The sequence below is a fragment of the Cupriavidus sp. 2SB genome, assembly GCF_005503625.1.
Classification (GTDB): Bacteria; Pseudomonadota; Gammaproteobacteria; order Burkholderiales; family Burkholderiaceae; genus Cupriavidus.
In genome coordinates this window covers 26,301-48,682 of sequence record NZ_SCMX01000043.1, presented here as the reverse complement: position 1 = coordinate 48,682, position 22,382 = coordinate 26,301, and the positions used below count along the sequence as shown (strand labels likewise).

The following is a 22,382-nucleotide window of genomic DNA, read 5'->3' as shown; positions in this document are numbered from 1 at the left end:
ATCGTAACGATTCACGATTGATTCCGGAAATCAATAGTTTCAAGCTAACCAATAAAGAATGACTATTATCGACGTCATCACCATTGATGGTCCGACCGCATCCGGCAAAGGCACGGTGGCCCATAAGGTGGCAGACGCCCTCGGCTTTCACCTCCTCGACAGCGGCGCGCTCTATCGGCTCGTGGCGCTGGCCAGCGATCGCGCCAATGTCGACGTGCAGGAGGTGGATACCCTCGCAAAGATTGCCCTGCGCCTCGATGTGAAGTTCGGCCCGGATCGGGTCTGGCTCGAAGGCGAGGAAGTCAGTCAATTGATCCGCCAGGAAGCCATTGGCAACCGGGCCTCGGCGCTGGCCGTGCATCAGCCGGTTCGCGATGCGTTGACGGCACTTCAGCGTGGTTTCCGCAAGCTCCCCGGCCTTGTGGCGGACGGCCGCGATATGGGCACGGTGATCTTCCCGGAGGCCCCGCTCAAGGTATTCCTGACCGCGAGTGTCGAGGCGCGCGCCCGCAGGCGCTATAAACAATTGATTGATAAGGGAATTTCTGCTAATATCGAAGACCTTTTGCGTGACCTCGAGGCGCGCGACGCGCGGGATCGTTCCCGTGCCGCCGCGCCGCTGCGTCCCGCAGAGGGTGCGTATCGCCTGGATACCTCTGAAATGACGGTGGACGAGGCGGTGACGCAGGTGCTGGAGTGGTTCGCCGCCGTGCGCGTTTCGCAGTAGCTCGCAAGAAATTTTCAAGCGCGCTGCTGATGGCGCGATAACGTTGGGAAAGCCCCGACACCAAGGAGCCCGGATCGAAAATCTTCGACGCCCGGGTGTATTGCAACCTAACCCCGCTGCACTGGCAGACTGAGCACGACCCTCGTGCCGGCCAATGTACTGCGGATTGCTACTTACGTTTATGTCCGACCTGCAAACTAACGAATCCTTTGCCGCACTGTTCGAGGAATCGATCGCCCGCTCCAATATGAAGGCTGGCGAAGTGATTTCCGCTGAAGTCGTGCGCATCGACCACAACTTCGTGGTCGTCAATGCCGGCCTCAAGTCCGAAGCATTTGTGCCGGTGGAGGAGTTCCTGAACGACCAGGGCGAACTCGAAGTGCAGGCCGGCGACTACGTCTCCGTGGCCATCGATGCACTCGAGAACGGCTATGGCGACACGATTCTCTCCCGCGACAAGGCCAAGCGCCTGGCATCGTGGCTGAACCTCGAGAAGGCGCTGGAAGACGGCGAGATCATCTCGGGTACCGTGACCGGCAAGGTCAAGGGCGGCCTGACTGTCATGGTCAACGGCATCCGCGCATTCCTGCCGGGTTCGCTCGTCGACGTGCGTCCGATCAAGGACACCACGCCGTACGAAGGCAAGACCCTGGAATTCAAGGTCATCAAGCTCGATCGCAAGCGTAACAACGTCGTGCTGTCGCGTCGCGCCGTGGTGGAAGCCACGCTGGGCGAAGAGCGTCAGAAGCTGATGGAAACGCTGAAGGAAGGCGCGATCGTCAACGGTATCGTCAAGAACATCACCGACTACGGCGCGTTCGTGGACCTGGGTGGTATCGACGGCCTGCTGCACATCACCGACCTGGCCTGGCGCCGTGTCCGCCACCCGAGCGAAGTGCTGTCGGTTGGTCAGGAAATCACCGCCAAGATCCTCAAGTTCGACCAGGAAAAGAACCGCGTCTCGCTGGGCGTGAAGCAACTGGGCGAAGATCCGTGGGTGGGCATCTCGCGCCGTTACCCGCAAGGCACGCGTCTGTTCGGCAAGGTGACGAACCTGACCGACTACGGCGCATTCGTGGAAATCGAAGCCGGTATCGAAGGCCTGGTCCACGTGTCGGAAATGGACTGGACCAACAAGAACGTGGCCCCGTCGAAGGTTGTCCAGCTGGGCGACGAAGTCGAAGTCATGGTTCTGGATATCGACGAAGACAAGCGTCGTATCAGCCTGGGCATGAAGCAGTGCAAGGCCAACCCGTGGGACGATTTCAGCCGCAACCACAAGAAGGGCGACAAGCTGGCCGGCCAGATCAAGTCGATCACCGACTTCGGCGTGTTCATCGGTCTGCCGGGCGGCATCGACGGCCTGGTGCACCTGTCGGACCTGTCGTGGCAAGAGACGGGCGAAGAAGCCGTGCGCAAGTACAAGAAGGGCGACGAAGTGGAAGCTGTCGTCCTGGGCATCGACGTCGACAAGGAACGCATCTCGCTGGGTATCAAGCAGCTGTCGGGCGATCCGTTCAACAACTTCATCTCGGCTAACGACAAGGGTTCGCTCGTTACCGGCACGATCAAGACTGTTGATCCGAAGGGTGCTGTCGTGCAACTGGCAGACGACGTGGAAGGCTACCTGCGTGCTTCGGAAATCTCCGCAGACCGCGTGGAAGATGCCCGCAACGTGCTGAAGGAAGGCGAGCAGATCACCGCACTGGTGGTGAACGTCGACCGCAAGTCGCGCAACATCAACCTGTCGATCAAGGCCAAGGACAGTGCTGACCAGCAAGAAGCCATGCAGAAGTTCCAGGCTGATACCGGCGCCGCTGGTACGACCAACCTGGGCGCGCTGCTGAAGGCCAAGCTGGGCCAGGACAACCAGTAATTTACGAGCGCCGCGCGAACAGCGAGACCGCCCATGACCAAGTCTGAGCTCGTCGAGAAACTGGCTGCCCGTTTTCCGCAGTTGCTGCTGCGGGATGCGGACATTTCAGTGAAAACGATACTCGACGCGATGTCCGAGGCTCTGGCCGATGGTCATCGTATCGAGATCCGTGGCTTCGGCAGCTTTGGTCTGAACAAGCGGCCGCCTCGCGTGGGTCGCAACCCCAAGTCCGGCGAACGAGTGCTGGTGCCCGAGAAACGGGTGCCGCACTTCAAGGCGGGCAAGGAGTTGCGCGAACGGGTGGATCGCCCGGCAATGCCGCAAAGTGGCGTTATGGCCTCCAACGGCCAGGCGTTGCACGGCAAGGCCGGGCAGTTGTCGGCGCCGCAGTCTTCCGCTCCGGCGGGGCTGCATGACGACAGCCAGCTGAATCTGGTCCGCTCGTAGGAAAGCTCGCCATCACTGGCAGCCTGTTGAAAAGCGCTCCCCCGGGAGCGCTTTTTTCGTTTACCGATGCGACCAATGGTTACCGTTTGCAGGAAGTGATTCCGCTACAATGCCGGGAATCCGTCGCCCGGCGTTCCATAACGCATCCTGCCCGGATGCCCGCTCCTGTTCCGATGGCCCTCACCGCATGAAACTCGTCGCCTGGATCTTCCGCATCGTCCTGTTCGTCCTGTTGTTCGTGCTGGCGCTGCGCAATACCGCCGATGCCGACCTGCAGCTGTTCTTTGGCGCGGTCTGGCATGCGCCGCTGATCCTGATTCTGCTCGCCGCATTCGGGCTCGGTATCGTGGCGGCGCTGGCTGCCGTGGCGCCTGGCCTGATGCGCCAGCGGATGGAGGCCGCGCGGCTGCGTCGCGCGCTGAGCCAGGTGCGTGCCGCAACCGCTCCCGTCGATCCCGTGCCGCCAGAGGCAAAGCCGGGCGTTCCCTATAACGTAGTCGGCCCGAAAGTCTGATCCATGATGTTTGAAACCTGGTGGCTGCTAGCGCTGCCACTTGTCTTTGGCCTTGGCTGGATGGCGGCGCGGTTTGATCTGCGCCAGCTGATCAGCGAGCAAGGCGCGTTGCCGCGCTCCTACTTCAAGGGCCTCAATTTCCTGCTCAACGAACAGCCTGACCAGGCGATCGATGCGTTCGTCGAGGTTGCCCGGCTCGATCCCGAGACCACGGAACTGCATTTCGCGCTGGGCGCGCTGTTCCGCCGCCGGGGCGAAACGGAGCGGGCCATCCGCGTGCACCAGAACCTGGCGACGCGGCCCGACCTTCCCGAGCCCGAACGTGAGCACGCACTCTACGAACTGGGGCAGGACTACTTGCGTGCAGGTCTGCTCGACCGTGCCGAGGAATCGCTGCGCCGGCTGATGTCGGGTCCGTATGCGGCATCGGCCAAGCGCGTGCTGCTGGAACTGTACGAAGTGGAAAAGGAATGGCTCAAGGCCATCGACGCCGCGCGCGAGCTGCAGACACTCGAACAGAAGGATTACCGCATACAAATCGCCCAGTTCTGCTGCGAACTGGCGCAGGACGCGCTACAGAAGAAAAAGCCCGAAGACGCCATCACCTGGCTGGGCCGTGCCCGCGAGGAGAATCCGGCCAACGTCCGCGCGCCGATCCTGCTGGGTGACGTATCGGCTGCTGCGGGTGACCTGCCGGGCGCCCTGAAGCATTGGCTCGCCATCGAATCCCAGGATGCTGCCTACCTGCCGCTGGTGGCCGATCGTGTGGTGAAGGCGTATGCCACGCTTGGCGAGCAAGGCAAGGCGCTGGACTGGCTGCGTGGGCTGCTCAAGGGCAACCTCGCGGCCGAACTGCTCGACACTGCGTATCGGACCGAACTCGAAGTCAATGGGCCGGTGGGCGCGGCAACACTGATGCGCGAGCAACTGCGCCGCCAGCCAACGCTGCTGGCGCTGACAAAGTATTTCGAAGCGCAGGCCGCCGAGAAACAGGCCGCTGACGCGGGCGGCGTGGGTACGCCAGACGAGCAGGCGCAGGAAACCGCTGCTATCCGCGATCTGTTGCAACTTCGCACGCGCAATCTGGCGCGCTACACGTGCCGCGAGTGCGGCTTCCGCGCGCGCCTGTTTTATTGGCAGTGCCCGGGCTGCAACCGCTGGGAAACTTATGCGCCGCGTCGCTCCGAAGCGCTTGGCTAGGACAATTCAGGCGAACGTCACAGTTCTGGAGCCTCAGTAAATGAAAGTCACGATTATCGGCAGCGGCTATGTGGGTCTGGTGACCGGCGCCTGCCTGGCCGAACTCGGTAACGCCGTATTTTGCCTCGACGTAGATGAAAAGAAGATCGCGCTGCTCAATGCTGGCGGTGTACCGATCTACGAGCCGGGCCTCAAGGAATTGATCGACCGCAACCGCGCGGCGGGGCGGCTCACGTTCTCCACCGATGTTGCGGCCAGCGTCGAACATGCCGATGTGCAGTTCATCGCCGTAGGCACGCCGCCGGACGAGGATGGCTCGGCGGACCTGCAGTACGTGCTGGCTGCCGCGCGCAATATCGGCCGGCACATGACCGGATTCAAGGTGGTGGTGGACAAGTCCACGGTGCCCGTCGGCACTGGCGATCGTGTCACTGCTGCAATCCGCGAGGAGCTGGCCGCACGCGGGCTGGAGGATCTGCAGTTCTCGGTGGTGTCCAATCCCGAGTTTCTGAAGGAAGGCGCGGCTGTCGAGGATTTCATGCGGCCCGACCGCATCGTGCTGGGTTGCGCGCCTGACGCCGCCGGCCGCCATGCGCAGGCCATCATGCGCCAGCTCTACTCGCCGTTCAACCGCAATCATGAACGCACCTTCTATATGGATGTGCGCTCGGCCGAGTTCACCAAGTACGCCGCCAATTCGATGCTGGCCACGCGGATCTCGTTCATGAACGAATTGGCCAACCTGGCCGATGAAGTGGGTGCCGATATTGAACTGGTGCGCATGGGTATCGGCTCGGACCCGCGCATCGGTTACAGCTTCCTCTACGCGGGCGCCGGCTATGGTGGTTCATGCTTCCCGAAGGACGTGCAGGCGCTGATGCGTACGGCCAGCGCTCATGGCAAGCCGATGCGCGTGCTCGAGGCCGTGGAGGCCGTCAACGACGCGCAGAAGCAGGTGCTGGGCGAGAAGGTCATTCGCCGTTTTGGCGAAGACCTGAGCGGCAAGACTTTCGGCATCTGGGGTCTGGCTTTCAAGCCGAATACCGACGATATGCGCGAGGCCCCGTCGCGCGTGCTGGCGCGTGAACTGGTGTCGCGTGGGGCGTCGCTGCGCGTGCATGATCCCGTGGCGATGGCCGAGGCCCGCCGCGTGATGGAAGCCGATCTGGCCGGCATCGAGGGGGGGATGGCGCGCGTGCAATTCTGCGACGCGCAGATGGACGTGCTGACGGGTGCCGATGCGCTGGTGATCGTGACGGAATGGAAGGTGTTCCGCAGCCCCGATTTCGCGCAGATCCGCACGATGCTGAAAACGCCGGTCGTCATCGACGGCCGCAACCTCTATGAACCCGATGCCATGGCCGATGCCGGCATCGAATATCACGCGATCGGGCGTTCGAACGCCCATCCCTGATTGGTATGCCTGACCGCGCCTGACCGGCGCGAGGCGTGTCGCAAAGGACAGTTCATGAGCAAGAACATCATTCCGCAGGAACAGATCCAGAAGGCCCAGGTGCTGGTGGTGGGCGACATGATGCTGGACCGCTACTGGTTTGGCGATGTCGAGCGCATCTCGCCCGAGGCGCCAGTCCCCGTGGTGCAGATCAAGCGCAGCGACGAACGACTGGGCGGTGCCGCCAACGTGGCGCGCAATGCCGCGGCGCTGGGTGCACGAGTTGGCATGCTGGGCGTGGTCGGCGACGACGAACCCGGCCGCACGCTTGAGGCCCTGCTGGCGGCCAGCCATGTGCAACCATACCTGCATCACGACCGGTCGCTGAGCACGACGATCAAGCTGCGCGTGATGGCGCACCAGCAGCAACTGCTGCGCGTCGATTTCGAGAACGCGCCGGCCAGCGAAGTGCTGGCATCGGTACAGGATCGGTATAACGCACTAGTGAAGGACTATCAGGTACTGGTGCTGTCCGACTACGGCAAGGGCGGGCTGACGCACGTCGGCCGCATGGTCGAGGCGGGGCGCGCCGCTGGCCGGACCGTGCTGATCGATCCGAAGGGCGATGACTACTCGCGCTATCGCGGCGCCACGCTGATCACACCGAACCGTTCCGAAATGCGTGCCGTAGTGGGCGCCTGGAAGACCGAAGCGGACCTGACGATCCGCGCCCAGAACCTGCGCCGCGACCTGCATCTGGAGGCGTTGCTGCTGACGCGCTCGGAAGAGGGCATGACGCTCTACACCGAAGCGGAAGTACTCCACGTCTCGGCCCAGGCCCGCGAAGTCTATGATGTATCGGGGGCCGGCGATACGGTGATCGCCACGCTGGCCACGATGCTCGGCGCCGGTGTGCCGCTCAAGGAAGCGGTGCAGCACGCCAACCGCGCCGGTGCCATCGTCGTCGGCAAGCTCGGCACCGCTGTTGTCAGTTATTCCGAATTGTTCGGCGCCTGAAGCGCGCCCTAGCTAGAATCCGCCATGACCATCATCGTGACCGGCGCTGCCGGCTTTATCGGCAGCAACATCGTCAAGGGCCTCAACGATCGCGGCGAGACCGACATCGTTGCCGTGGATAACCTGACGCGTGCCGAGAAATTCAACAACCTCGTGGATTGCGAGATTGCCGATTACCTGGACAAGACCGAGTTCGTCGAGCGCTTCAAGCGTGGTGAGTTCGGCAAGGTCCGCGCGGTGTTTCATGAAGGCGCGTGCTCCGACACCATGGAGACCGACGGCCGCTACATGATGGAGAACAACTACCGCTATACGCTGGCGCTGATGGAGGCGTGCCTGGAACAGGGCACGCAGTTCCTGTACGCGTCCTCGGCGGCCACCTATGGCGCTTCGACCATGTTCCGCGAAGACCGCGACTACGAGAAGCCGCTGAACGTCTACGGTTACTCGAAGTTCCTGTTCGACCAGGTGGTGCGTCGTCGCCTGCCCACCGCGCTGTCGCAGATCGTAGGCTTCCGATATTTCAATGTCTATGGCCCGCGCGAGTATCACAAGGGCCGCATGGCGTCGGTGGCGTTCCACCACTTCAACCAGTTCCGTGCCGAGGGCACCGTGAAGCTGTTCGGCGAGTACAACGGCTACGCGCCGGGTACGCAGAGCCGCGACTTCGTGTCGGTGGAGGATGTGGTCAGGGTCAACCTGTACTTCCTCGATCACCCGGGCAAGTCCGGCATCTTCAACCTCGGGACAGGCCGGTCGCAGCCGTTCAACGATATCGCGGTGTCGGTGGTCAACGCGCTGCGCGAGGCGGACGACAAGCCGCCGCTCTCGCTCGACGAGATGGTGCAGGAAGGGCTGGTCGAGTACGTGAAGTTTCCCGATGCGCTGCGCGGCAAGTACCAGTGCTTCACGCAATCCGATGTGTCGCGCTTGCGCGCCGCCGGCTACGACGCACCGTTCCTCACGGTGCAGGAAGGCGTGGAGCGTTACTGCAAGTGGTTGATGGAACGTAGCTGACCCGTCGGATGTTGTTTTTGATGTGGTTTGCGTGCGACGCTGATGGCGCGCAAACCTCGTAGGAATTTGGGAGTGCAACGCTCCCATTGCAGTGCGGACACATAAGCGCGCGGAAGTCGTGAACTTGTGTGTCCGGCCGTTTCTGAGGTCCATTCGGAAACCTATCCTGACCTTCCCTGCTGCCATCCGACGGCGGGTCAACGAAAAAGGAAAGGAGTTCCTGATGCACAAGATCCTCGTACATTCCCTCTCGAAAGCGTTCCATGCCGTCCGCGACGGCTGGCGCGATGTGGCCGTGGCGCTCGGCATGGCAGTGGCCCTGCTCGGCATGGGTCCCGCTTACGCCAATGTCGACGTCAATACGGCAGACGAGGCCGCGCTTACCGCGCTCAAGGGAATCGGACCGGCCACGGCCAAGCGCATCCTCGACGAACGTGACAAACATGGTGCATTCCAGGACGCTGCCGATCTGGCCGATCGTGTGCCGGGCGTGGGATCGAAGTCGGCTGCCAATCTTGAAGCTTCGGGGTTGACCTTTGGTAAACCTGCAGCGGCGCCCAAGGCGACGCGCAAGGATGCCCGTCCGGTAGCGAAGTCAGCTCAGGCATCCAGCCAGAAGCCTGCAGCGACGCGCTGACCCGCGGCGGGGCTGCCTCTCCCGGTGGCCCTGTCCGGCGTCAACAGGTTGCGGCTGGTATGCGTTGTGCTTGGCTGGCATTCGTGCGCCGGCCGTGCCGATTTGCACGGTTCGGGGTGCGCGGTATCATCCGCATCGCTGAGAAAGCGTGCAGGTGCATGCCGTCACCTGCTGCACCAGGACGCTATACGCGCGTCGACACATTCCAACAAACAGGCATACCGCTGACAGGGAGAGAACAATATGGCGAATGGCCAGGACAGTACCGACAGCAATCATGACGAGGGTTTCCTGCCGAAATGGCGGCTCAAGACCACGGGCGTGATCGGCCCCGATGAACGCCTGCCGGCCGGACAGACGCTGCTGGCGGGCATCCAGCACGTGGTGGCGATGTTCGGCTCCACGGCCATCGCGCCGATCCTGATGGGATTCCATCCCAACATCGCGATCCTGTTCTCGGGCATCGGTACCTTGCTGTTCTTCCTGTGCGTGCGCGGGCGCGTACCGAGCTACCTCGGTTCGAGCTTCGCATTCATTGCCGTGGTGATCGCTGCCACCGGCTACGGCGGTAGCGGCCCCAATCCGAATATTCCCGTGGCGCTCGGCGGCATCATCGCGGCCGGTGCGCTCTATACGGTGATCGGACTTGTGGTGCAGGCCGTGGGCTATGCGTGGGTCGAAAAGCTCATGCCGCCCGTGGTCACTGGCGCAATCGTCGCTGCCATCGGGCTGAACCTCGCACCGGTAGCGGTCAAGGCCGTCAGTGGCGCGCCGCTCGACACATGGGTGGGGCTGCTGACAGTGCTCGCCGTGGGCCTCATCGCGGTCCGTGCGCCGGGTATGCTGGGGCGATTGCCGGTCCTGCTGGGCGGCCTGGCTGGCTATCTTGCCTACTTTGTTGCCACTAACCTGATGGGTATGGGCAAGGCGATCGATTTCTCGGGCGTGGTGGCGGCCAGCTGGTTTGGCATGCCTGAATTCACGACGCCGGTCTTCGAGTTCAATGCGATGCTGCTGATCGCGCCGGTGGCCATCGTGCTGGTCGCGGAGAACCTCGGGCACATCAAGGCTATTGGCGTGATGACGGGTCGCAATCTTGACCCGTACATCGGCCGCGCGTTCATTGGTGATGGCGTGGCCACGATGCTGTCCGCGTCGGGTGGCGGCACGGGTGTGACCACCTACGCCGAGAACATGGGCGTGATGGCTGTGACGAAGATCTACTCGACGCTGATCTTCGTGGTGGCTGCTGCCGTGGCAATCCTGCTCGGTTTCTCGCCGAAGTTCGGCGCATTGATCCTGACGATTCCCGGTCCGGTGATCGGTGGCCTGACCATCGTCGTCTTCGGTCTGATCTCGGCAACGGCCGGCCGGATCTGGGTGCAGAACCACGTCGATTTCTCGAGTTCGCGCAACCTGATCACGGTGGGTGCGACGTTGACGGTGGCCGCCGGTGACCTGACGCTGAAGCTGGGCGGCATGACGCTGGGGGGCATCGGGACTGCGACGTTTGGTGCGATCCTGCTCTACCATCTGCTCGGCAAGGGCCGTGAGGAAGAGCAAGGGCTGACGCACTGAAAGTCCCGGCCACCGGTGCGGGTAAGGTGGGTGCATTACAATGGCCGACGAAAATCTGAGCGACCCCGCACCATGGCCTATAAAACGATTGAAGACACCATCGGCAACACGCCGCTGGTGAGACTGCAGCGCATTCCCGGCGCTGCCATCGAAGCGCGCGGCAACGTGATCCTTGGCAAGCTCGAGGGAAACAATCCCGCCGGGTCGGTCAAGGACCGTCCCGCACTGTCGATGATCCGCCGAGCAGAAGAGCGCGGCCGCATCAAGCCGGGCGATACGCTGATCGAGGCCACGTCGGGCAATACCGGCATTGCGCTGGCCATGGCCGCAGCGGTGCGTGGCTACCGCATGATCCTGATCATGCCCGAGGACCTGAGCCTTGAGCGCCGCCAGAGCATGGCGGCGTATGGTGCCGAGATCATTCTGACCCCGGTGAAGGGCGGTATGGAGTACGCACGCGACCTGGCGGATGCCATGGAGCGCGAAGGCAAGGGTGTCATCCTCGACCAGTTCGCCAATCCGGACAATCCGCTGGCGCACTACGAGACGACGGGGCCCGAGCTGTGGCGCGATACCGAAGGCCGCATCACGCACTTCGTCTCGGCCATGGGCACGACCGGCACCATCACGGGTGTGTCGCGCTATCTGAAGGAAAAGAACCCCGCAATCCAGATCGTCGGCGCCCAGCCGGCCGAGGGTTCGCGCATTCCAGGCATTCGTAAATGGCCGGAAGCGTATCTGCCGAAAATCTATGACCCGAAGTTCGTCGATCGCCAGGAGCCGGTGACGCAGGCCGATGCCGAACATATGGCCCGCCGCATGGCCCGCGAGGAAGGCATCTTCTGCGGCATCTCGGCCGCTGGCGCACTGTGCGTGGCCCTGCGCGTCGCCGAAGAAGTAGAGAACGCGACGATCGTATTCGTGGTCTGCGACCGCGGGGATCGGTATCTGTCGACGGGCGTGTTTCCGGCTTGAGTCGGTAGCGATCCCTCTGTTTTTCTCCCCTCTCCCGCCTTGCGGGAGAGGGGAGAAAACCACGCCAACAACAGGCGCCTCACCCCATCGCTGCCTTCACCGCCTCTCCCAGCTGGTACACCGCCAGCGCATAGAAGAAGCTGCGGTTGTAGCGCGTCAGCACATAGAAGTTGCGCAGCCCGATCATGTACTCGACGGGCTGGTCTGGCGTGGGCAGGTCCACCACGAGCACGCCGGTTTCGCCTTCGCGCTGTGTGTCGATCGGCTCGTCCACACGCAGTCCCGCACGCGTGAGCTGGTTCAGTGTGCGCGTCGGCCAGGGTTCACCGTCAGCGGCGGCTGCGGCAACGCCCAGGCTGCCCGCATCGCTGGCGATGCGCCAGGCCACGGGGCGGTTCGCTTCCCATCCATGCAGTTGCAGGAAACGTCCGACACTACCGATGGCATCGGTGGGGCTGTTGCGCAGGTCGACATGGCGGTCGCCGTCATAGTCCACGGCGTACTCGCGCAGACTCGTCGGCATGAACTGCGGAATGCCCACCGCGCCGGCATAGGAACCGAGCACCGAGAACACGTCAGTCTTCGTCTCGCGGCACCAGAGCAGGTAGTCGGCCAGCTGGTTGCGGAACAACTGGGTGCGGGCGGCGCGGTTCGGGGTGTCCGGGTAATCGAAGGCTAGCGTCGACAAGGAGTCGATCACGCGGAACGTTCCCATGTCCCGGCCGTAGATCGTCTCGACGCCGATGATGCCGACGATCACCGACGCCGGCACGCCAAATTCGGCTTCGGCGCGGCGCAGTGTTTCGCGGTTCTGCTGCCAGAAGCGCACACCGGCATTGATCCGGATCGGTTCGATGAAGCGTGAGCGATAGGCGCGCCAGCTTTTCTTGCCGGGAGTTGTCGGCGGCATGATCAGCCGCGCCACGGTGGCCGAGAACACGGCCTGGCTGAAATACGATTCAAGCTCGGCGCGCGGGAAGTTGTTGCGCGCCACCATATCGTCGATGAACGCCCGTGCCTGGGGATGGTTCTGATAGCGGCCCGGTTCGATTTCCTCTTCCCGGGTACTGCTCACGCGACGCTTGCCAGCGGCAAGCAGCTTGGGAGAAACGCCGCACAGGCCCAATGCGGCAGCGGTGAGTGCGGCGCCCAGCAGGGGGCGGCGCAGGGAGCGCTGTTGGTCGGTCATGTTGTCCTTTGCAAGTCGGACCGAGTATAGCGGATGCGATACATGCGAAGTCCGACGGCCCCGGCCTTGGAAGCGGGGCTCAGTGGCGCTCGGGCATCCGCGAAAGACCCGGCACGTCCTGTGCTAACGTAACGTCTGGAGACAAACTTGACCCGCAAACGAAAATGCCAACGGGCTATTACACGCATCCGTCGTTCCTGTTGCACGAGATGGGGCATTTCCACCCCGAGTGCCCGGAACGGCTGCAGGCCATCGAAGACCATCTGATTTCCCATGGGATGGACGGCTTGCTCGACCGGCGCGATGCCCCGGCCGCCACCGAAGACCAGATCGAACGTGTGCACCGGCCCGACTACGTGGCCAGCCTGACGGCGAACATCCCGTCAGCGGGGAGCTACTATCCCATCGATCCCGATACCTCGATGAACCGCCATACGCTGGCGGCTGCCACCCACGCGGCGGGGGCGGCCGTGGCCGCTACCGACGCAGTGATCACAGGAGAGATCGAGAACGCTTTCTGCTGCGTGCGCCCGCCTGGCCACCACGCCGAACCGGATCGCGCGATGGGTTTCTGCTTCTTCAACAACGTGGCGATTGCCGCGCGCCACGCGCTGGCGGCACACGGTCTGGCGCGCGTGGCAGTGATCGACTTCGATGTCCATCATGGCAACGGTACGGAATCGGCCTTCCTCGACGAGCCGCGCGTCATGATGTGCAGCTTTTTCCAGCACCCGTTCTATCCGTACAGCGGCACCGAGCATTTCGCGGCAAACATGTCGAATATTCCGCTGCCGGCTTACACGAACGGCATGGCCGTGCGCGAGGTTGTCGAGACGATCTGGCTGCCGCGCCTGAACGAGTTCAAGCCCGAGATGCTGTTCATCTCGGCGGGTTTCGATGCGCACCGCGAGGACGACCTCGGCCAGATGGGGTTGGTGGAACAGGACTACGCCTGGATCACCGAGCAACTCGTTCAAGTGGCCAAGACCCATGCAAGGGGCCGCATCGTCAGTTGTCTGGAAGGCGGCTACAACCTGAGTGCACTGGCGCGCAGCGTGTTTGCACATATCAAGGTACTGATGGAGGCGTAGTTTCCGCTCAATCGGTCTTAAATGACTTTTGCAGCATTTTCACCGCGTCTATATGACGCCAATGCATAACGCCATCGAAAAAATCTCGTTTGAGGTATGAAGCGGATCGCATAAAATGCGGGCTTCATAAAAATATCTACGGCAACAACGCAGGAGACCCCGCGCTGTTGCCGTTTTTTCGTTTTCCAATGATCGAATTGCAAGGGCTGTCGCAGCGATTCCCCGGCGGGTCGGGGGAAGTGCATGCGCTGCGTGACGTCAGCCTATCCATCGCATCCGGCGAGATCTTCGGCATCATCGGCCGAAGCGGCGCCGGCAAGAGCACGCTGGTGCGTGCCATCAACCTGCTGAACCGGCCCTCCGGTGGCCGCGTAATCGTGGCCGGCCAGGACCTGACCGCACTGGGCAAGTCCGCGCTGCGCGAGGCGCGCCGCGAGATCGGCATGATCTTCCAGCATTTCAACCTGCTGTCCTCGCGCACCGTCTACGACAACGTGGCGTTGCCGCTGGAGTTGGCGGGCAAGTCGAAGCAGGAGATCGCCACCACGGTGGAGCCCCTGCTTGAACTCGTGGGACTGTCAGTATTGCGCGACCGCTATCCGGCACAGATCAGCGGCGGCCAGAAGCAGCGCGTGGGCATTGCGCGTGCGCTGGCCAGCAAGCCCAAGGTGCTGCTGTCGGACGAAGCCACATCGGCGCTCGATCCGGAGACCACGCGCTCGATCCTCGAACTGCTCAAGCGGATCAACAAGGAGCTGGGCCTGACCATCGTGATGATCACGCACCAGATGGAAGTCATCAAGCAGGTCTGTGACCGCGTGGCCGTGCTCGAAGCGGGGCAGGTCGTGGAGACAGGCCGCGTGATCGACGTGTTCCTGCGTCCGCAGCACGAGGTGACGCGTGCCATGATCGGCGACGTCATCGCGCAGGAACTGCCGGTCAGCGTGCTCAAGCGCGTGGAAAGCCGGCTCGGCAATGGCCGTGACCACGTGTATCGCCTGGCCTTCACGGGCGATAACGTTGACCAGCCCGTGCTGGCGCAGGCGATCCGCCAGCACGGCCTCGACTTCAACATCCTGCATGGCCATATCGACGAGATCCAGGGCCAGGCATTCGGCTCGCTGGCGATCATGGCCACGGGCGACCCGGCCAGCGTGCGCGCGGCCATGGAGTATCTGCAGAACCAGGGCGTCGTTGTAGAGGAGATCGATCATGTCGTCTGAACTGCTCGATATGTTCCTGTCTTCGTTCAATCAGACGCTGCTGATGGTGGGCATTTCCGGCGTGGTTGGCGCATTGCTCGGCGTGCCGCTCGGTGTGTTACTGCACCTGACGAACAACGGTGGTGTGGTGTCGAACCTGTTCTTCAACCGCACGATCGGTGTGGTCGTCAACGCGGTGCGCTCGATTCCGTTCATCATCCTGCTGGTGCTGGTGATTCCACTGACGCGATTCCTCGTCGGTACGTCGATCGGCACCACGGCGGCTATCGTGCCGCTGACCATTGCGGCCGTGCCGTTCATCGGGCGGCTGGTGGAAGCGGCACTGCGCGAAGTGGACAAGGGCCTCGTGGAAGCAGCGCAGTCGATGGGCGCCACGACACGGCAGATCGTCTGGAAGGTGCTGCTGCCCGAGGCCATGCCCGGTATCGTCGCGGGCCTGACCATCACGTTCGTGAGTCTGGTGGGTTATTCGGCCATGGCGGGTGCGGTGGGCGGCGGTGGTCTGGGCGACCTCGGCATTCGCTACGGCTACCAGCGTTACGAGACCGAGATCATGGTCGCCGTGGTGCTGGTCCTGATCGTGTTCGTACAGGCTGTGCAGAGCTTTGGCGACTGGCTGGTGCGCCGGATCAGCCATCGCTGATTCGCAAGTTTCAACAGGGAAAACAGGGTAAATCGAGATGCAACGTCGTAATGTGCTGAAGGGCGCCGTGGTGGCGCTGGGTTTGACGGTATCGGCTGGCGTGTTCGCGCAGGACAAGCCGATCAAGATCGGCGTGACGGGCGGCCCGCACGCGCAGATCATGGAGCAGGTGAAGAAGGTGGCAGCCAAGGATGGCCTGAACATCCAGCTTGTCGAGTTCAGCGACTACGTTCAGCCGAACGCCGCGCTGGCCGCTGGCGACCTCGACGCCAACAGCTACCAGCACCTGCCGTACCTTGAAGCGCAGATCAAGGATCGCGGCTACAAGTTCACGCATATCGCTTTCACGGTGACGTTCCCGATGGGCGTCTACTCGAAGAAGATCAAGTCGCTCGACCAGATCAAGCAGGGCGCCCGCGTTGGCGTGCCGAACGATCCCACCAACGGTGGCCGTGGCCTGCTGCTGCTGCAGGCCAAGGGCCTGATCAAGCTGCGTCCGGATGCGGGCCTGAAGGCCACGCCGCTGGATATCGTCGAGAACCCGAAGAAGATCAAGATCGTGGAACTGGACGCTGCCCAACTGCCGCGCTCGCTGGACGATCTCGACGCCGCTGCCATCAATGGCAACTACGCGGAATCGGCTGGCTTGTCGCCCACGCGCGATGCCATCGCCACGGAAGGCCCGAAGGGTCCGTACGCGAACCTGATCGCCATCCGCGAAGCCGACAAGAACAAGCCGTGGGTGGCCAAGCTCGTGAAGGCGTATCACTCGCCGGAAATCAAGCAGTACGTGCAGACGACGTTCAAGGAATCGGTGATTACGGCCTGGTAAGTTCTAGGGGTTTTCATCCATACACTGTGCCTGCAGGGCATCCTGCGGCACAATGAGCACGGATTTTTCGAATTGCCGGCTATGCCCGGCAATTCTTTGTCTATAAAATAGTACGATCGTTCGAAAATCAAAAGCGCCGCCACCCCGGTGGTTATAATGGCGAGCGATTCAAAACTTTGGACTATCAGCTATCAGTGGAGTGAGCGCATGAAAGTACTCGTCGCAGTCAAGCGGGTGGTGGACTACAACGTCAAGGTCCGTGTGAAGTCGGATGGTTCGGGTGTCGACCTGGCCAACGTCAAGATGAGCATGAACCCGTTCGACGAAATCGCCGTGGAAGAGGCCGTGCGCCTCAAGGAAGCCGGCGTCGTCACGGAAGTGATCGCCGTATCGTGCGGCGTGGCGCAATGCCAGGAAACGCTGCGTACCGCGATGGCCATCGGTGCCGATCGCGGCATCCTGGTGGAAACCACCGAAGACCTGCAGCCGCTGGCCGTGGCCAAGCTGCTCAAGGCACTGGTGGACAAGGAACAACCGCAACTGGTGATCCTCGGCAAGCAGGCCATCGACGATGATTCGAACCAGACCGGCCAGATGCTGGCCGCGCTGGCTGGCCTGCCGCAAGCCACCTTCGCCTCGAAGGTCGTGGTGGCGGATGGCAAGGCATCGGTGACGCGTGAAGTGGATGGCGGTCTGGAAACGCTGTCGGTGAAGCTGCCGGCGGTGGTGACCACCGACCTGCGCCTGAACGAGCCGCGTTACGTGACGCTGCCGAACATCATGAAGGCCAAGAAGAAGCAGCTCGATACCGTCAAGCCGGAAGATCTCGGTGTGGACGTGAAGCCGCGTCTGTCGACCGTGAAGGTCGTTGAACCGGCCAAGCGCAGCGCTGGCCAGATGGTCCCGGATGTGGCCACGCTGGTGCAGAAGCTGAAGTCTGAAGCCAAGGTCATCTGAGCGCGCGGAGATAAAACATGACTGCACTTGTCATTGCTGAACACGACAACCAATCGATCAAGGCCGCCACGCTGAATGCCGTGACGGCAGCCACCCAGTGCGGTGGCGATGTCCACGTGCTGGTGGCTGGCTCGAATGCCAAGGCCGCTGCCGATGCCGCCGCGAAGATCGCGGGCGTGTCGAAGGTCCTGCTGGCCGATGCACCGTACTTTGCTGACCAGCTTGCCGAAAACGTGGGCGACCAGATCCTGGCCATCGCCAACGATTACTCGCACATCCTGGCGCCGGCCACCGCATCGGGCAAGAACATCCTGCCGCGCGTGGCCGCCAAGCTGGACGTGGCTCAACTGTCGGACATCACCAAGGTGGATGCCGCTGACACGTTCGAGCGTCCGATCTACGCCGGCAACGCGATTGCCACGGTGAAGTCGGCCGACAAGATCAAGGTCATCACCGTGCGTGGCACGGCGTTCGACCCGGCTGCCGCCGAAGGTGGCTCGGCCAGCGTGGAAACGCTGCCGGCCGTGGCCGACGCGGGCATCTCGCAATTCGTGTCGCGTGAAGTGACCAAGAGCGACCGTCCGGAACTGACCGCTGCCAAGATCATCGTGTCCGGTGGCCGTGGCGTGGGTTCGGGCGAGAACTACACGAAGGTGCTGACCCCGCTGGCCGACAAGCTCGGCGCAGCAATGGGCGCCTCGCGTGCGGCAGTCGATGCCGGCTTCGTGCCGAACGACTACCAGGTCGGTCAGACGGGCAAGATCGTTGCTCCGCAGCTGTACATCGCCGTCGGTATCTCGGGCGCGATCCAGCACTTGGCCGGTATGAAGGACTCCAAGGTGATCGTCGCGATCAACAAGGACGCGGAAGCCCCGATTTTCTCGGTGGCGGACTACGGCCTGGTTGGTGACCTGAACACCGTGGTGCCGGAACTGGTAGCCGCACTGGGCTGATCGCCCGCCCGGCCGGTTCCCCCTTGGTGAGCCGGCCCGTATAGAAGAACAAGAAGCCGTTCCGGGTATTTCCCGCGAGCGGCTTTTTTACAAAGACAGGAGACGTCGATGACTTATCGCGCACCGCTCAAGGACATGCTGTTCGCCATGAACGAACTGGCTGGCCTCGCGCAACTGAGCCAGTTGCCTGGCTATGAGGACGCTACCCCCGATACCGCGCAAGCCATTCTCGAGGAAGCCGCGCGCTTCAACGAGGAAGTCGTGGCGCCGCTGAACCGTGCCGGTGACATCGACCCGAGCAGCTGGAAAGACGGTGTCGTGACGACCACGCCGGGCTTCAAGGATGCGTTCCGCCAGTTTGGCGAAGGTGGCTGGCAGGGCGTGCTGCACCCGGCTGACTTCGGCGGGCAGGGCCTGCCCAAGCTCGTGGCGACGCCGTGCAACGAGATGCTCAACGCCGCGAACCTGTCGTTCGCGCTGTGCCCGCTGCTGACCGATGGCGCCATCGAGGCGCTGCTGACGGCCGGCACGGACGCGCAGAAGCAGGCCTACCTGCCGAAGCTGATCTCGGGCGAGTGGACGGGCACGATGAACCTGACCGAGCCGCAGGCCGGTTCGGACCTGGCTGCGGTGCGCACGCGTGCCGAACCGCAGGGTGACGGCACGTTCAAGATCTTCGGCACGAAGATCTTCATCACCTATGGCGAACACGACATGGCGAAGAACATCGTCCATCTGGTGCTCGCGCGCACGCCCAATGCACCGGAAGGCGTGAAGGGTATCTCGCTGTTCACCGTGCCGAAATACCTTGTCAATGCCGATGGCTCGCTGGGCGAGCGCAACGACGTGCAGTGCGTGTCGATCGAGCACAAGCTCGGCATCAAGGCCAGCCCCACTGCGGTGCTGCAATTCGGCGACCACGGCGGGGCCATCGGCACGCTGGTGGGCGAGGAGAACCGCGGCCTCGAGTACATGTTCATCATGATGAATTCGGCCCGCTTCTCGGTGGGCATGCAGGGCATTGCCGTGTCCGAGCGTGCGTACCAGCAGGCTGTGGCCTACGCGAAGGATCGTGTGCAAAGCCGCCCAGTGGATGGCTCGGCGCGCGAGGCCGTGACGATCATCCATCATCCCGACGTCAAGCGCATGTTGATGACGATGCGCGGACTGATCGAAGGCGCCCGCGCCGTGGCCTATTTCGCAGCGGCTGCCAGCGACGTGGCGCACCAGCATCCGGACGAGGCCGTGCGAAAGCAGAACATGGCGCTCTACGAGTTCCTGGTGCCGATCGTGAAGGGCTGGAGCACCGAGCTGTCGATCGACGTGACGAGCCTGGGTGTGCAGGTTCACGGCGGCATGGGCTTCATCGAGGAAACGGGCGCCGCGCAGCACTATCGCGATGCACGCATCCTGCCGATCTATGAAGGCACGACGGCCATTCAGGCCAACGACCTGGTTGGCCGCAAGACCGTGCGCGATGGCGGCGCGGTGGCGCGCAATCTCTGCGCGCAGATCGCCGAGACCGAGGCGGCGCTTGCCCTGCACGGGGGCGTAGCCTTCAAGGCAGTGTCGGCGCAGCTCAAGCAGGGCCGTGAGGCACTGGAAGCCGTGGTGCAGTTTGTGGTGGACAACGCCAAGAGCAACCCCAATGCGGTGTTCGCCGGCAGCGTGCCGTACCTGAAGCTTTGCGGCATTGTGTTCTCGGGCTGGCAGTTCGGCCGTGCCATGCTGGCGGCCGATGCGAAGCGCTCGGAAGACCCGGCGTTCTACGAGGCGAAGATCGCCACGGCACATTTCTTCGGCGAACACATCCTGTCGCAGGCGAGCTCGTTGCGCGCGGGGATTGTGGCGGGTGCGGACGCGGTGAATGCGCTGGGGGCGGAGCAGTTTTGAGGCGCTAGTTTGCCCTCTTGGTTTTTTCCCCTCTCCCTCTGGGAGAGGGGCAGGGGAGAGGGCAAGCCGTTCAAATTGCGACGTGATCGGCAAGCAGAACCTCCGGCCCTCTCCCCCAACCCCTCTCCCGCCTTGCGGGAGAGGGGAGCAAAAACAGAGCGGGAGAGGGGAGCAAGCAGCAGGAAACAAAAAAGGCGACCCTCGGGTCGCCTTTTTTACGCCGTCACCGGCCTCGGCGCATGGTGCGTGCGCGCCGACTTCCGATATCGATCCACCGACAGGTCATCGGCACGAATCGCCGGACGCGCGCCCGAGACCAGGTCGGAGAGCAATTGTCCCGAACCGCAAGCCATCGTCCAACCGAGCGTGCCGTGTCCGGTGTTGAGCCACAGGCCTCGAATGCCGGCAGGGCCCACAACCGGGGTGCCGTCGGGCGTCATCGGGCGCAGGCCGGTCCAGAACGTGGCGCGGCTCACGTCGCCGGCGCCGGGGAACAGGTCGGTCACCACGTGTTCCAGCGTACGGCGCTTGTTGGGGTCGAGCGAGCGGTCGTACCCGACGATCTGCGCCATGCCGCCCACGCGGATGCGGTCGTCGAAACGCGTGATGGCAACCTTGTAGGTTTCGTCGAGCACGGTGGAAACGGGGCTCTTTTCAGCGTCGACGAGCGGCACCGTTATCGAGAAGCCCTTGAGCGGGTACACGGGCAGGTTCGACAGACCGGGTAGCACGTGCTTCACGAACGGGGTGGACCAGCTGCCCAGCGCCACGACCACGGCGTCCGCCATCATCGGCTTGCCGCCGACGAGCGCGCCGGTGACTGCATTACCTTCGGTGAGCAGTCCGTCGATCGACTGGTTGTAGCGGAACTCCACGCCAATGGATGCAGCCATGGCCGCCAGCCGCTCGGTAAACAACTGGCAATCGCCCGTTTCGTCGTTGGGTAGACGCAAGCCGCCAGCCAGCTTCTGACCCGCCGCGGCAAGCGCCGGTTCGCTCGCGCCGAGTTCTTCGCGCGAGAGCAATTGGTAGGGCACGCCTGCCTCTTCGAGCACGGCGATGTCCCGCGCTGCCGCTTCAAGCTGTGCTTGCGTGCGGAACACCTGCAGCGTGCCTTGCTGGCGGCCTTCGTAGGAAATGCCGGTCTCGTTGCGCAATGAGCGGATGCAGTCGCGGCTGTACTCGGCCAGCCGTACCATGCGCTCCTTGTTGATCGCATACCGGTCGGCGGTGCAGTTCTGCAGCATCTGCCACATCCATTGCAGTTGGAACAGCGTGCCATCGGGCTTGATGCTCAGCGGCGCGTGTTCCTGGAACATCCACTTGATGGCCTTCAGCGGCACGCCCGGTGCGGCCCACGGCGATGCGTAGCCCGGCGAGATCTGGCCGGCATTGGCAAAGCTGGTACCCAGCGCAGGGCCACCTTCGCGGTCCACCACGGTCACTTCATGACCGGCTTGGGCCAGATACCACGCACTGGTGACGCCAATCACGCCACTGCCAAGAACAAGAACGCGCATTTTCGGGGGCTCCGTACTGCAAAAACAATCTGTCTAAGAATTCGCTTCTATACTATGGACTTTTATCCAGTCATAGTTTCTGAACTTTTTACGGAAACAGGAAAAAATCATGAGAACGAGCCGTCAACCGATACGGGCACTGGACCGGCTGGATCGCAAGATCCTGGAGGTACTTCAGGCCGATGGCCGGATCTCGATGAAAGACCTCGCCGAGGCGGTGGGGCTGACCATCACGCCATGCATCGAGCGCGTGAAGCGGCTCGAACGTGACGGGGTCATCATGGGTTACTACGCACGGCTGAATCCGGCGTTGCTCGGCAGCGCGCTGCTGGTATTCGTGGAGATTTCGCTAGGCAACAAGTCCGGCAACATGTTCGAGCAGTTCCGCCGCGAGGTGCTGCGCATTCCCGAGGTGCTGGAGTGCCACCTGGTCTCGGGCGATTTCGATTACCTGATCAAGGCGCGTATCCGCGAGATCGGCGAGTACCGCCGGCTGCTCGGCGATATCCTGCTGCAGTTGCCTGGAGCGGCGCAGTCCAAGAGCTACGTGGTGATGGAGGAGATCAAGGAGACGCTCGCTATTCTGGTGGAGCCCCGTGAGGGTGGCGGACCCGGCATGGCCTGAAAAATGGGTTTGGGTGGCAGGGGGAATACTGTATATTTATACAGTATTCGTTTGATGTCCCGCCAAGGGGAAATC

General features: G+C 62.8%; 21 protein-coding genes. 19 read left to right on the top strand and 2 right to left on the bottom strand.

Annotated elements, in window-relative coordinates:
• Positions 1–58 precede the first annotated feature (58 nt).
• The 11 genes from cmk to cysM all read left to right on the top strand — a co-directional run bounded on the left by cmk (position 59) and on the right by cysM (position 11,381).
• Positions 59–727, top strand: coding sequence for a (d)CMP kinase (gene cmk, locus FFS21_RS19575; protein ID WP_137926444.1), 669 nt, complete (start codon positions 59–61; stop codon positions 725–727).
• Between the two features lie 181 nt (positions 728–908).
• On the top strand, positions 909–2,603 hold the full coding sequence (gene rpsA / locus FFS21_RS19570) for a 30S ribosomal protein S1 (RefSeq protein WP_137926443.1): 1,695 nt from the start codon (positions 909–911) through the stop codon (positions 2,601–2,603).
• 33 nt (positions 2,604–2,636) lie between these two features.
• Positions 2,637–3,050, top strand: a complete 414-nt coding sequence (locus tag FFS21_RS19565) for an integration host factor subunit beta (RefSeq protein WP_137926442.1) — start codon at positions 2,637–2,639, stop codon at positions 3,048–3,050.
• A 187-nt stretch (positions 3,051–3,237) separates the two neighbouring features.
• The gene (locus FFS21_RS19560; RefSeq protein ID WP_137926441.1) at positions 3,238–3,564 is read left to right on the top strand and encodes a LapA family protein; all 327 of its coding nucleotides are present in this window, start codon (positions 3,238–3,240) and stop codon (positions 3,562–3,564) included.
• A gap of 3 nt (positions 3,565–3,567) precedes the next feature.
• Entirely contained in the window at positions 3,568–4,764 is a 1,197-nt protein-coding gene (gene lapB / locus FFS21_RS19555) for a lipopolysaccharide assembly protein LapB (protein ID WP_137926440.1), read from the top strand.
• Between the two features lie 40 nt (positions 4,765–4,804).
• Positions 4,805–6,178, top strand: a complete 1,374-nt coding sequence (locus tag FFS21_RS19550) for a UDP-glucose dehydrogenase family protein (protein ID WP_137926439.1) — start codon at positions 4,805–4,807, stop codon at positions 6,176–6,178.
• Positions 6,179–6,232: 54 nt separating this feature from the next.
• Complete coding sequence (gene rfaE1 / locus FFS21_RS19545) at positions 6,233–7,174, top strand: D-glycero-beta-D-manno-heptose-7-phosphate kinase (RefSeq protein ID WP_137926438.1); 942 nt, start codon at positions 6,233–6,235, stop codon at positions 7,172–7,174.
• Between the two features lie 24 nt (positions 7,175–7,198).
• Entirely contained in the window at positions 7,199–8,191 is a 993-nt protein-coding gene (gene rfaD, locus FFS21_RS19540; RefSeq protein WP_137926437.1) for an ADP-glyceromanno-heptose 6-epimerase, read from the top strand.
• 223 nt (positions 8,192–8,414) lie between these two features.
• Positions 8,415–8,828 (top strand): ComEA family DNA-binding protein, encoded by a 414-nt coding sequence (locus tag FFS21_RS19535; protein ID WP_137926436.1) that lies wholly within the window; start codon positions 8,415–8,417, stop codon positions 8,826–8,828.
• Positions 8,829–9,071: 243 nt separating this feature from the next.
• Complete coding sequence (locus FFS21_RS19530; protein ID WP_137926435.1) at positions 9,072–10,406, top strand: solute carrier family 23 protein; 1,335 nt, start codon at positions 9,072–9,074, stop codon at positions 10,404–10,406.
• Positions 10,407–10,478: 72 nt separating this feature from the next.
• Complete coding sequence (gene cysM / locus FFS21_RS19525; RefSeq protein WP_137926434.1) at positions 10,479–11,381, top strand: cysteine synthase CysM; 903 nt, start codon at positions 10,479–10,481, stop codon at positions 11,379–11,381.
• Positions 11,382–11,460: 79 nt separating this feature from the next.
• On the opposite strand, the gene mltB is transcribed toward cysM, so the two are convergent.
• Positions 11,461–12,570 (bottom strand): lytic murein transglycosylase B, encoded by a 1,110-nt coding sequence (gene mltB / locus FFS21_RS19520; protein ID WP_137926433.1) that lies wholly within the window; start codon positions 12,568–12,570, stop codon positions 11,461–11,463.
• Positions 12,571–12,734: 164 nt separating this feature from the next.
• Here mltB and FFS21_RS19515 point away from each other — a divergent pair, with 164 nt between their 5' ends.
• From FFS21_RS19515 to FFS21_RS19485, 7 genes are all read left to right on the top strand, one after another.
• Complete coding sequence (locus FFS21_RS19515; RefSeq protein ID WP_137926432.1) at positions 12,735–13,661, top strand: histone deacetylase family protein; 927 nt, start codon at positions 12,735–12,737, stop codon at positions 13,659–13,661.
• Between the two features lie 188 nt (positions 13,662–13,849).
• Positions 13,850–14,884, top strand: a complete 1,035-nt coding sequence (locus FFS21_RS19510) for a methionine ABC transporter ATP-binding protein (protein WP_137926431.1) — start codon at positions 13,850–13,852, stop codon at positions 14,882–14,884.
• Positions 14,874–15,527, top strand: a complete 654-nt coding sequence (locus FFS21_RS19505; RefSeq protein WP_137926430.1) for a methionine ABC transporter permease — start codon at positions 14,874–14,876, stop codon at positions 15,525–15,527. Before FFS21_RS19510 ends, FFS21_RS19505 begins: the two co-directional genes overlap by 11 nt.
• Before the next feature lie 37 nt (positions 15,528–15,564).
• Positions 15,565–16,359 carry a MetQ/NlpA family ABC transporter substrate-binding protein gene (locus tag FFS21_RS19500; protein WP_137926429.1) on the top strand — a complete coding sequence of 265 codons (795 nt, stop codon included), beginning with the start codon at positions 15,565–15,567 and terminating at the stop codon, positions 16,357–16,359.
• A 207-nt stretch (positions 16,360–16,566) separates the two neighbouring features.
• Entirely contained in the window at positions 16,567–17,316 is a 750-nt protein-coding gene (locus FFS21_RS19495; protein WP_137926428.1) for an electron transfer flavoprotein subunit beta/FixA family protein, read from the top strand.
• A gap of 17 nt (positions 17,317–17,333) precedes the next feature.
• Entirely contained in the window at positions 17,334–18,269 is a 936-nt protein-coding gene (locus FFS21_RS19490; protein WP_137926427.1) for an electron transfer flavoprotein subunit alpha/FixB family protein, read from the top strand.
• A 108-nt stretch (positions 18,270–18,377) separates the two neighbouring features.
• Positions 18,378–20,162, top strand: a complete 1,785-nt coding sequence (locus FFS21_RS19485) for an acyl-CoA dehydrogenase (protein WP_137926426.1) — start codon at positions 18,378–18,380, stop codon at positions 20,160–20,162.
• A 215-nt stretch (positions 20,163–20,377) separates the two neighbouring features.
• Here the strand turns inward: FFS21_RS19485 and FFS21_RS19480 are convergent, their stop codons facing one another.
• Positions 20,378–21,682, bottom strand: coding sequence for a D-amino acid dehydrogenase (locus FFS21_RS19480; RefSeq protein WP_137926425.1), 1,305 nt, complete (start codon positions 21,680–21,682; stop codon positions 20,378–20,380).
• A gap of 109 nt (positions 21,683–21,791) precedes the next feature.
• Here FFS21_RS19480 and FFS21_RS19475 point away from each other — a divergent pair, with 109 nt between their 5' ends.
• Positions 21,792–22,307 (top strand): Lrp/AsnC ligand binding domain-containing protein, encoded by a 516-nt coding sequence (locus tag FFS21_RS19475; RefSeq protein ID WP_137926424.1) that lies wholly within the window; start codon positions 21,792–21,794, stop codon positions 22,305–22,307.
• Positions 22,308–22,382 lie beyond the last annotated feature (75 nt).

What these genes read in the sequence shown, in the direction of transcription:
- FFS21_RS19490 (WP_137926427.1), top strand. Translation starts at nt 17,334, where the DNA reads ATGACTGCACTTGTCATTGCTGAACACGACAACCAATCGATCAAGGCC.
- FFS21_RS19480 (WP_137926425.1), bottom strand. Translation starts at nt 21,682, where the DNA reads ATGCGCGTTCTTGTTCTTGGCAGTGGCGTGATTGGCGTCACCAGTGCG.
- FFS21_RS19505 (WP_137926430.1), top strand. Translation starts at nt 14,874, where the DNA reads ATGTCGTCTGAACTGCTCGATATGTTCCTGTCTTCGTTCAATCAGACG.
- FFS21_RS19500 (WP_137926429.1), top strand. Translation starts at nt 15,565, where the DNA reads ATGCAACGTCGTAATGTGCTGAAGGGCGCCGTGGTGGCGCTGGGTTTG.
- FFS21_RS19495 (WP_137926428.1), top strand. Translation starts at nt 16,567, where the DNA reads ATGAAAGTACTCGTCGCAGTCAAGCGGGTGGTGGACTACAACGTCAAG.
- FFS21_RS19530 (WP_137926435.1), top strand. Translation starts at nt 9,072, where the DNA reads ATGGCGAATGGCCAGGACAGTACCGACAGCAATCATGACGAGGGTTTC.
- cysM (WP_137926434.1), top strand. Translation starts at nt 10,479, where the DNA reads ATGGCCTATAAAACGATTGAAGACACCATCGGCAACACGCCGCTGGTG.
- FFS21_RS19535 (WP_137926436.1), top strand. Translation starts at nt 8,415, where the DNA reads ATGCACAAGATCCTCGTACATTCCCTCTCGAAAGCGTTCCATGCCGTC.
- FFS21_RS19550 (WP_137926439.1), top strand. Translation starts at nt 4,805, where the DNA reads ATGAAAGTCACGATTATCGGCAGCGGCTATGTGGGTCTGGTGACCGGC.
- lapB (WP_137926440.1), top strand. Translation starts at nt 3,568, where the DNA reads ATGATGTTTGAAACCTGGTGGCTGCTAGCGCTGCCACTTGTCTTTGGC.
- FFS21_RS19560 (WP_137926441.1), top strand. Translation starts at nt 3,238, where the DNA reads ATGAAACTCGTCGCCTGGATCTTCCGCATCGTCCTGTTCGTCCTGTTG.
- rfaD (WP_137926437.1), top strand. Translation starts at nt 7,199, where the DNA reads ATGACCATCATCGTGACCGGCGCTGCCGGCTTTATCGGCAGCAACATC.
- FFS21_RS19485 (WP_137926426.1), top strand. Translation starts at nt 18,378, where the DNA reads ATGACTTATCGCGCACCGCTCAAGGACATGCTGTTCGCCATGAACGAA.
- FFS21_RS19475 (WP_137926424.1), top strand. Translation starts at nt 21,792, where the DNA reads ATGAGAACGAGCCGTCAACCGATACGGGCACTGGACCGGCTGGATCGC.
- cmk (WP_137926444.1), top strand. Translation starts at nt 59, where the DNA reads ATGACTATTATCGACGTCATCACCATTGATGGTCCGACCGCATCCGGC.
- rpsA (WP_137926443.1), top strand. Translation starts at nt 909, where the DNA reads ATGTCCGACCTGCAAACTAACGAATCCTTTGCCGCACTGTTCGAGGAA.
- FFS21_RS19565 (WP_137926442.1), top strand. Translation starts at nt 2,637, where the DNA reads ATGACCAAGTCTGAGCTCGTCGAGAAACTGGCTGCCCGTTTTCCGCAG.
- FFS21_RS19515 (WP_137926432.1), top strand. Translation starts at nt 12,735, where the DNA reads ATGCCAACGGGCTATTACACGCATCCGTCGTTCCTGTTGCACGAGATG.
- FFS21_RS19510 (WP_137926431.1), top strand. Translation starts at nt 13,850, where the DNA reads ATGATCGAATTGCAAGGGCTGTCGCAGCGATTCCCCGGCGGGTCGGGG.
- rfaE1 (WP_137926438.1), top strand. Translation starts at nt 6,233, where the DNA reads ATGAGCAAGAACATCATTCCGCAGGAACAGATCCAGAAGGCCCAGGTG.
- mltB (WP_137926433.1), bottom strand. Translation starts at nt 12,570, where the DNA reads ATGACCGACCAACAGCGCTCCCTGCGCCGCCCCCTGCTGGGCGCCGCA.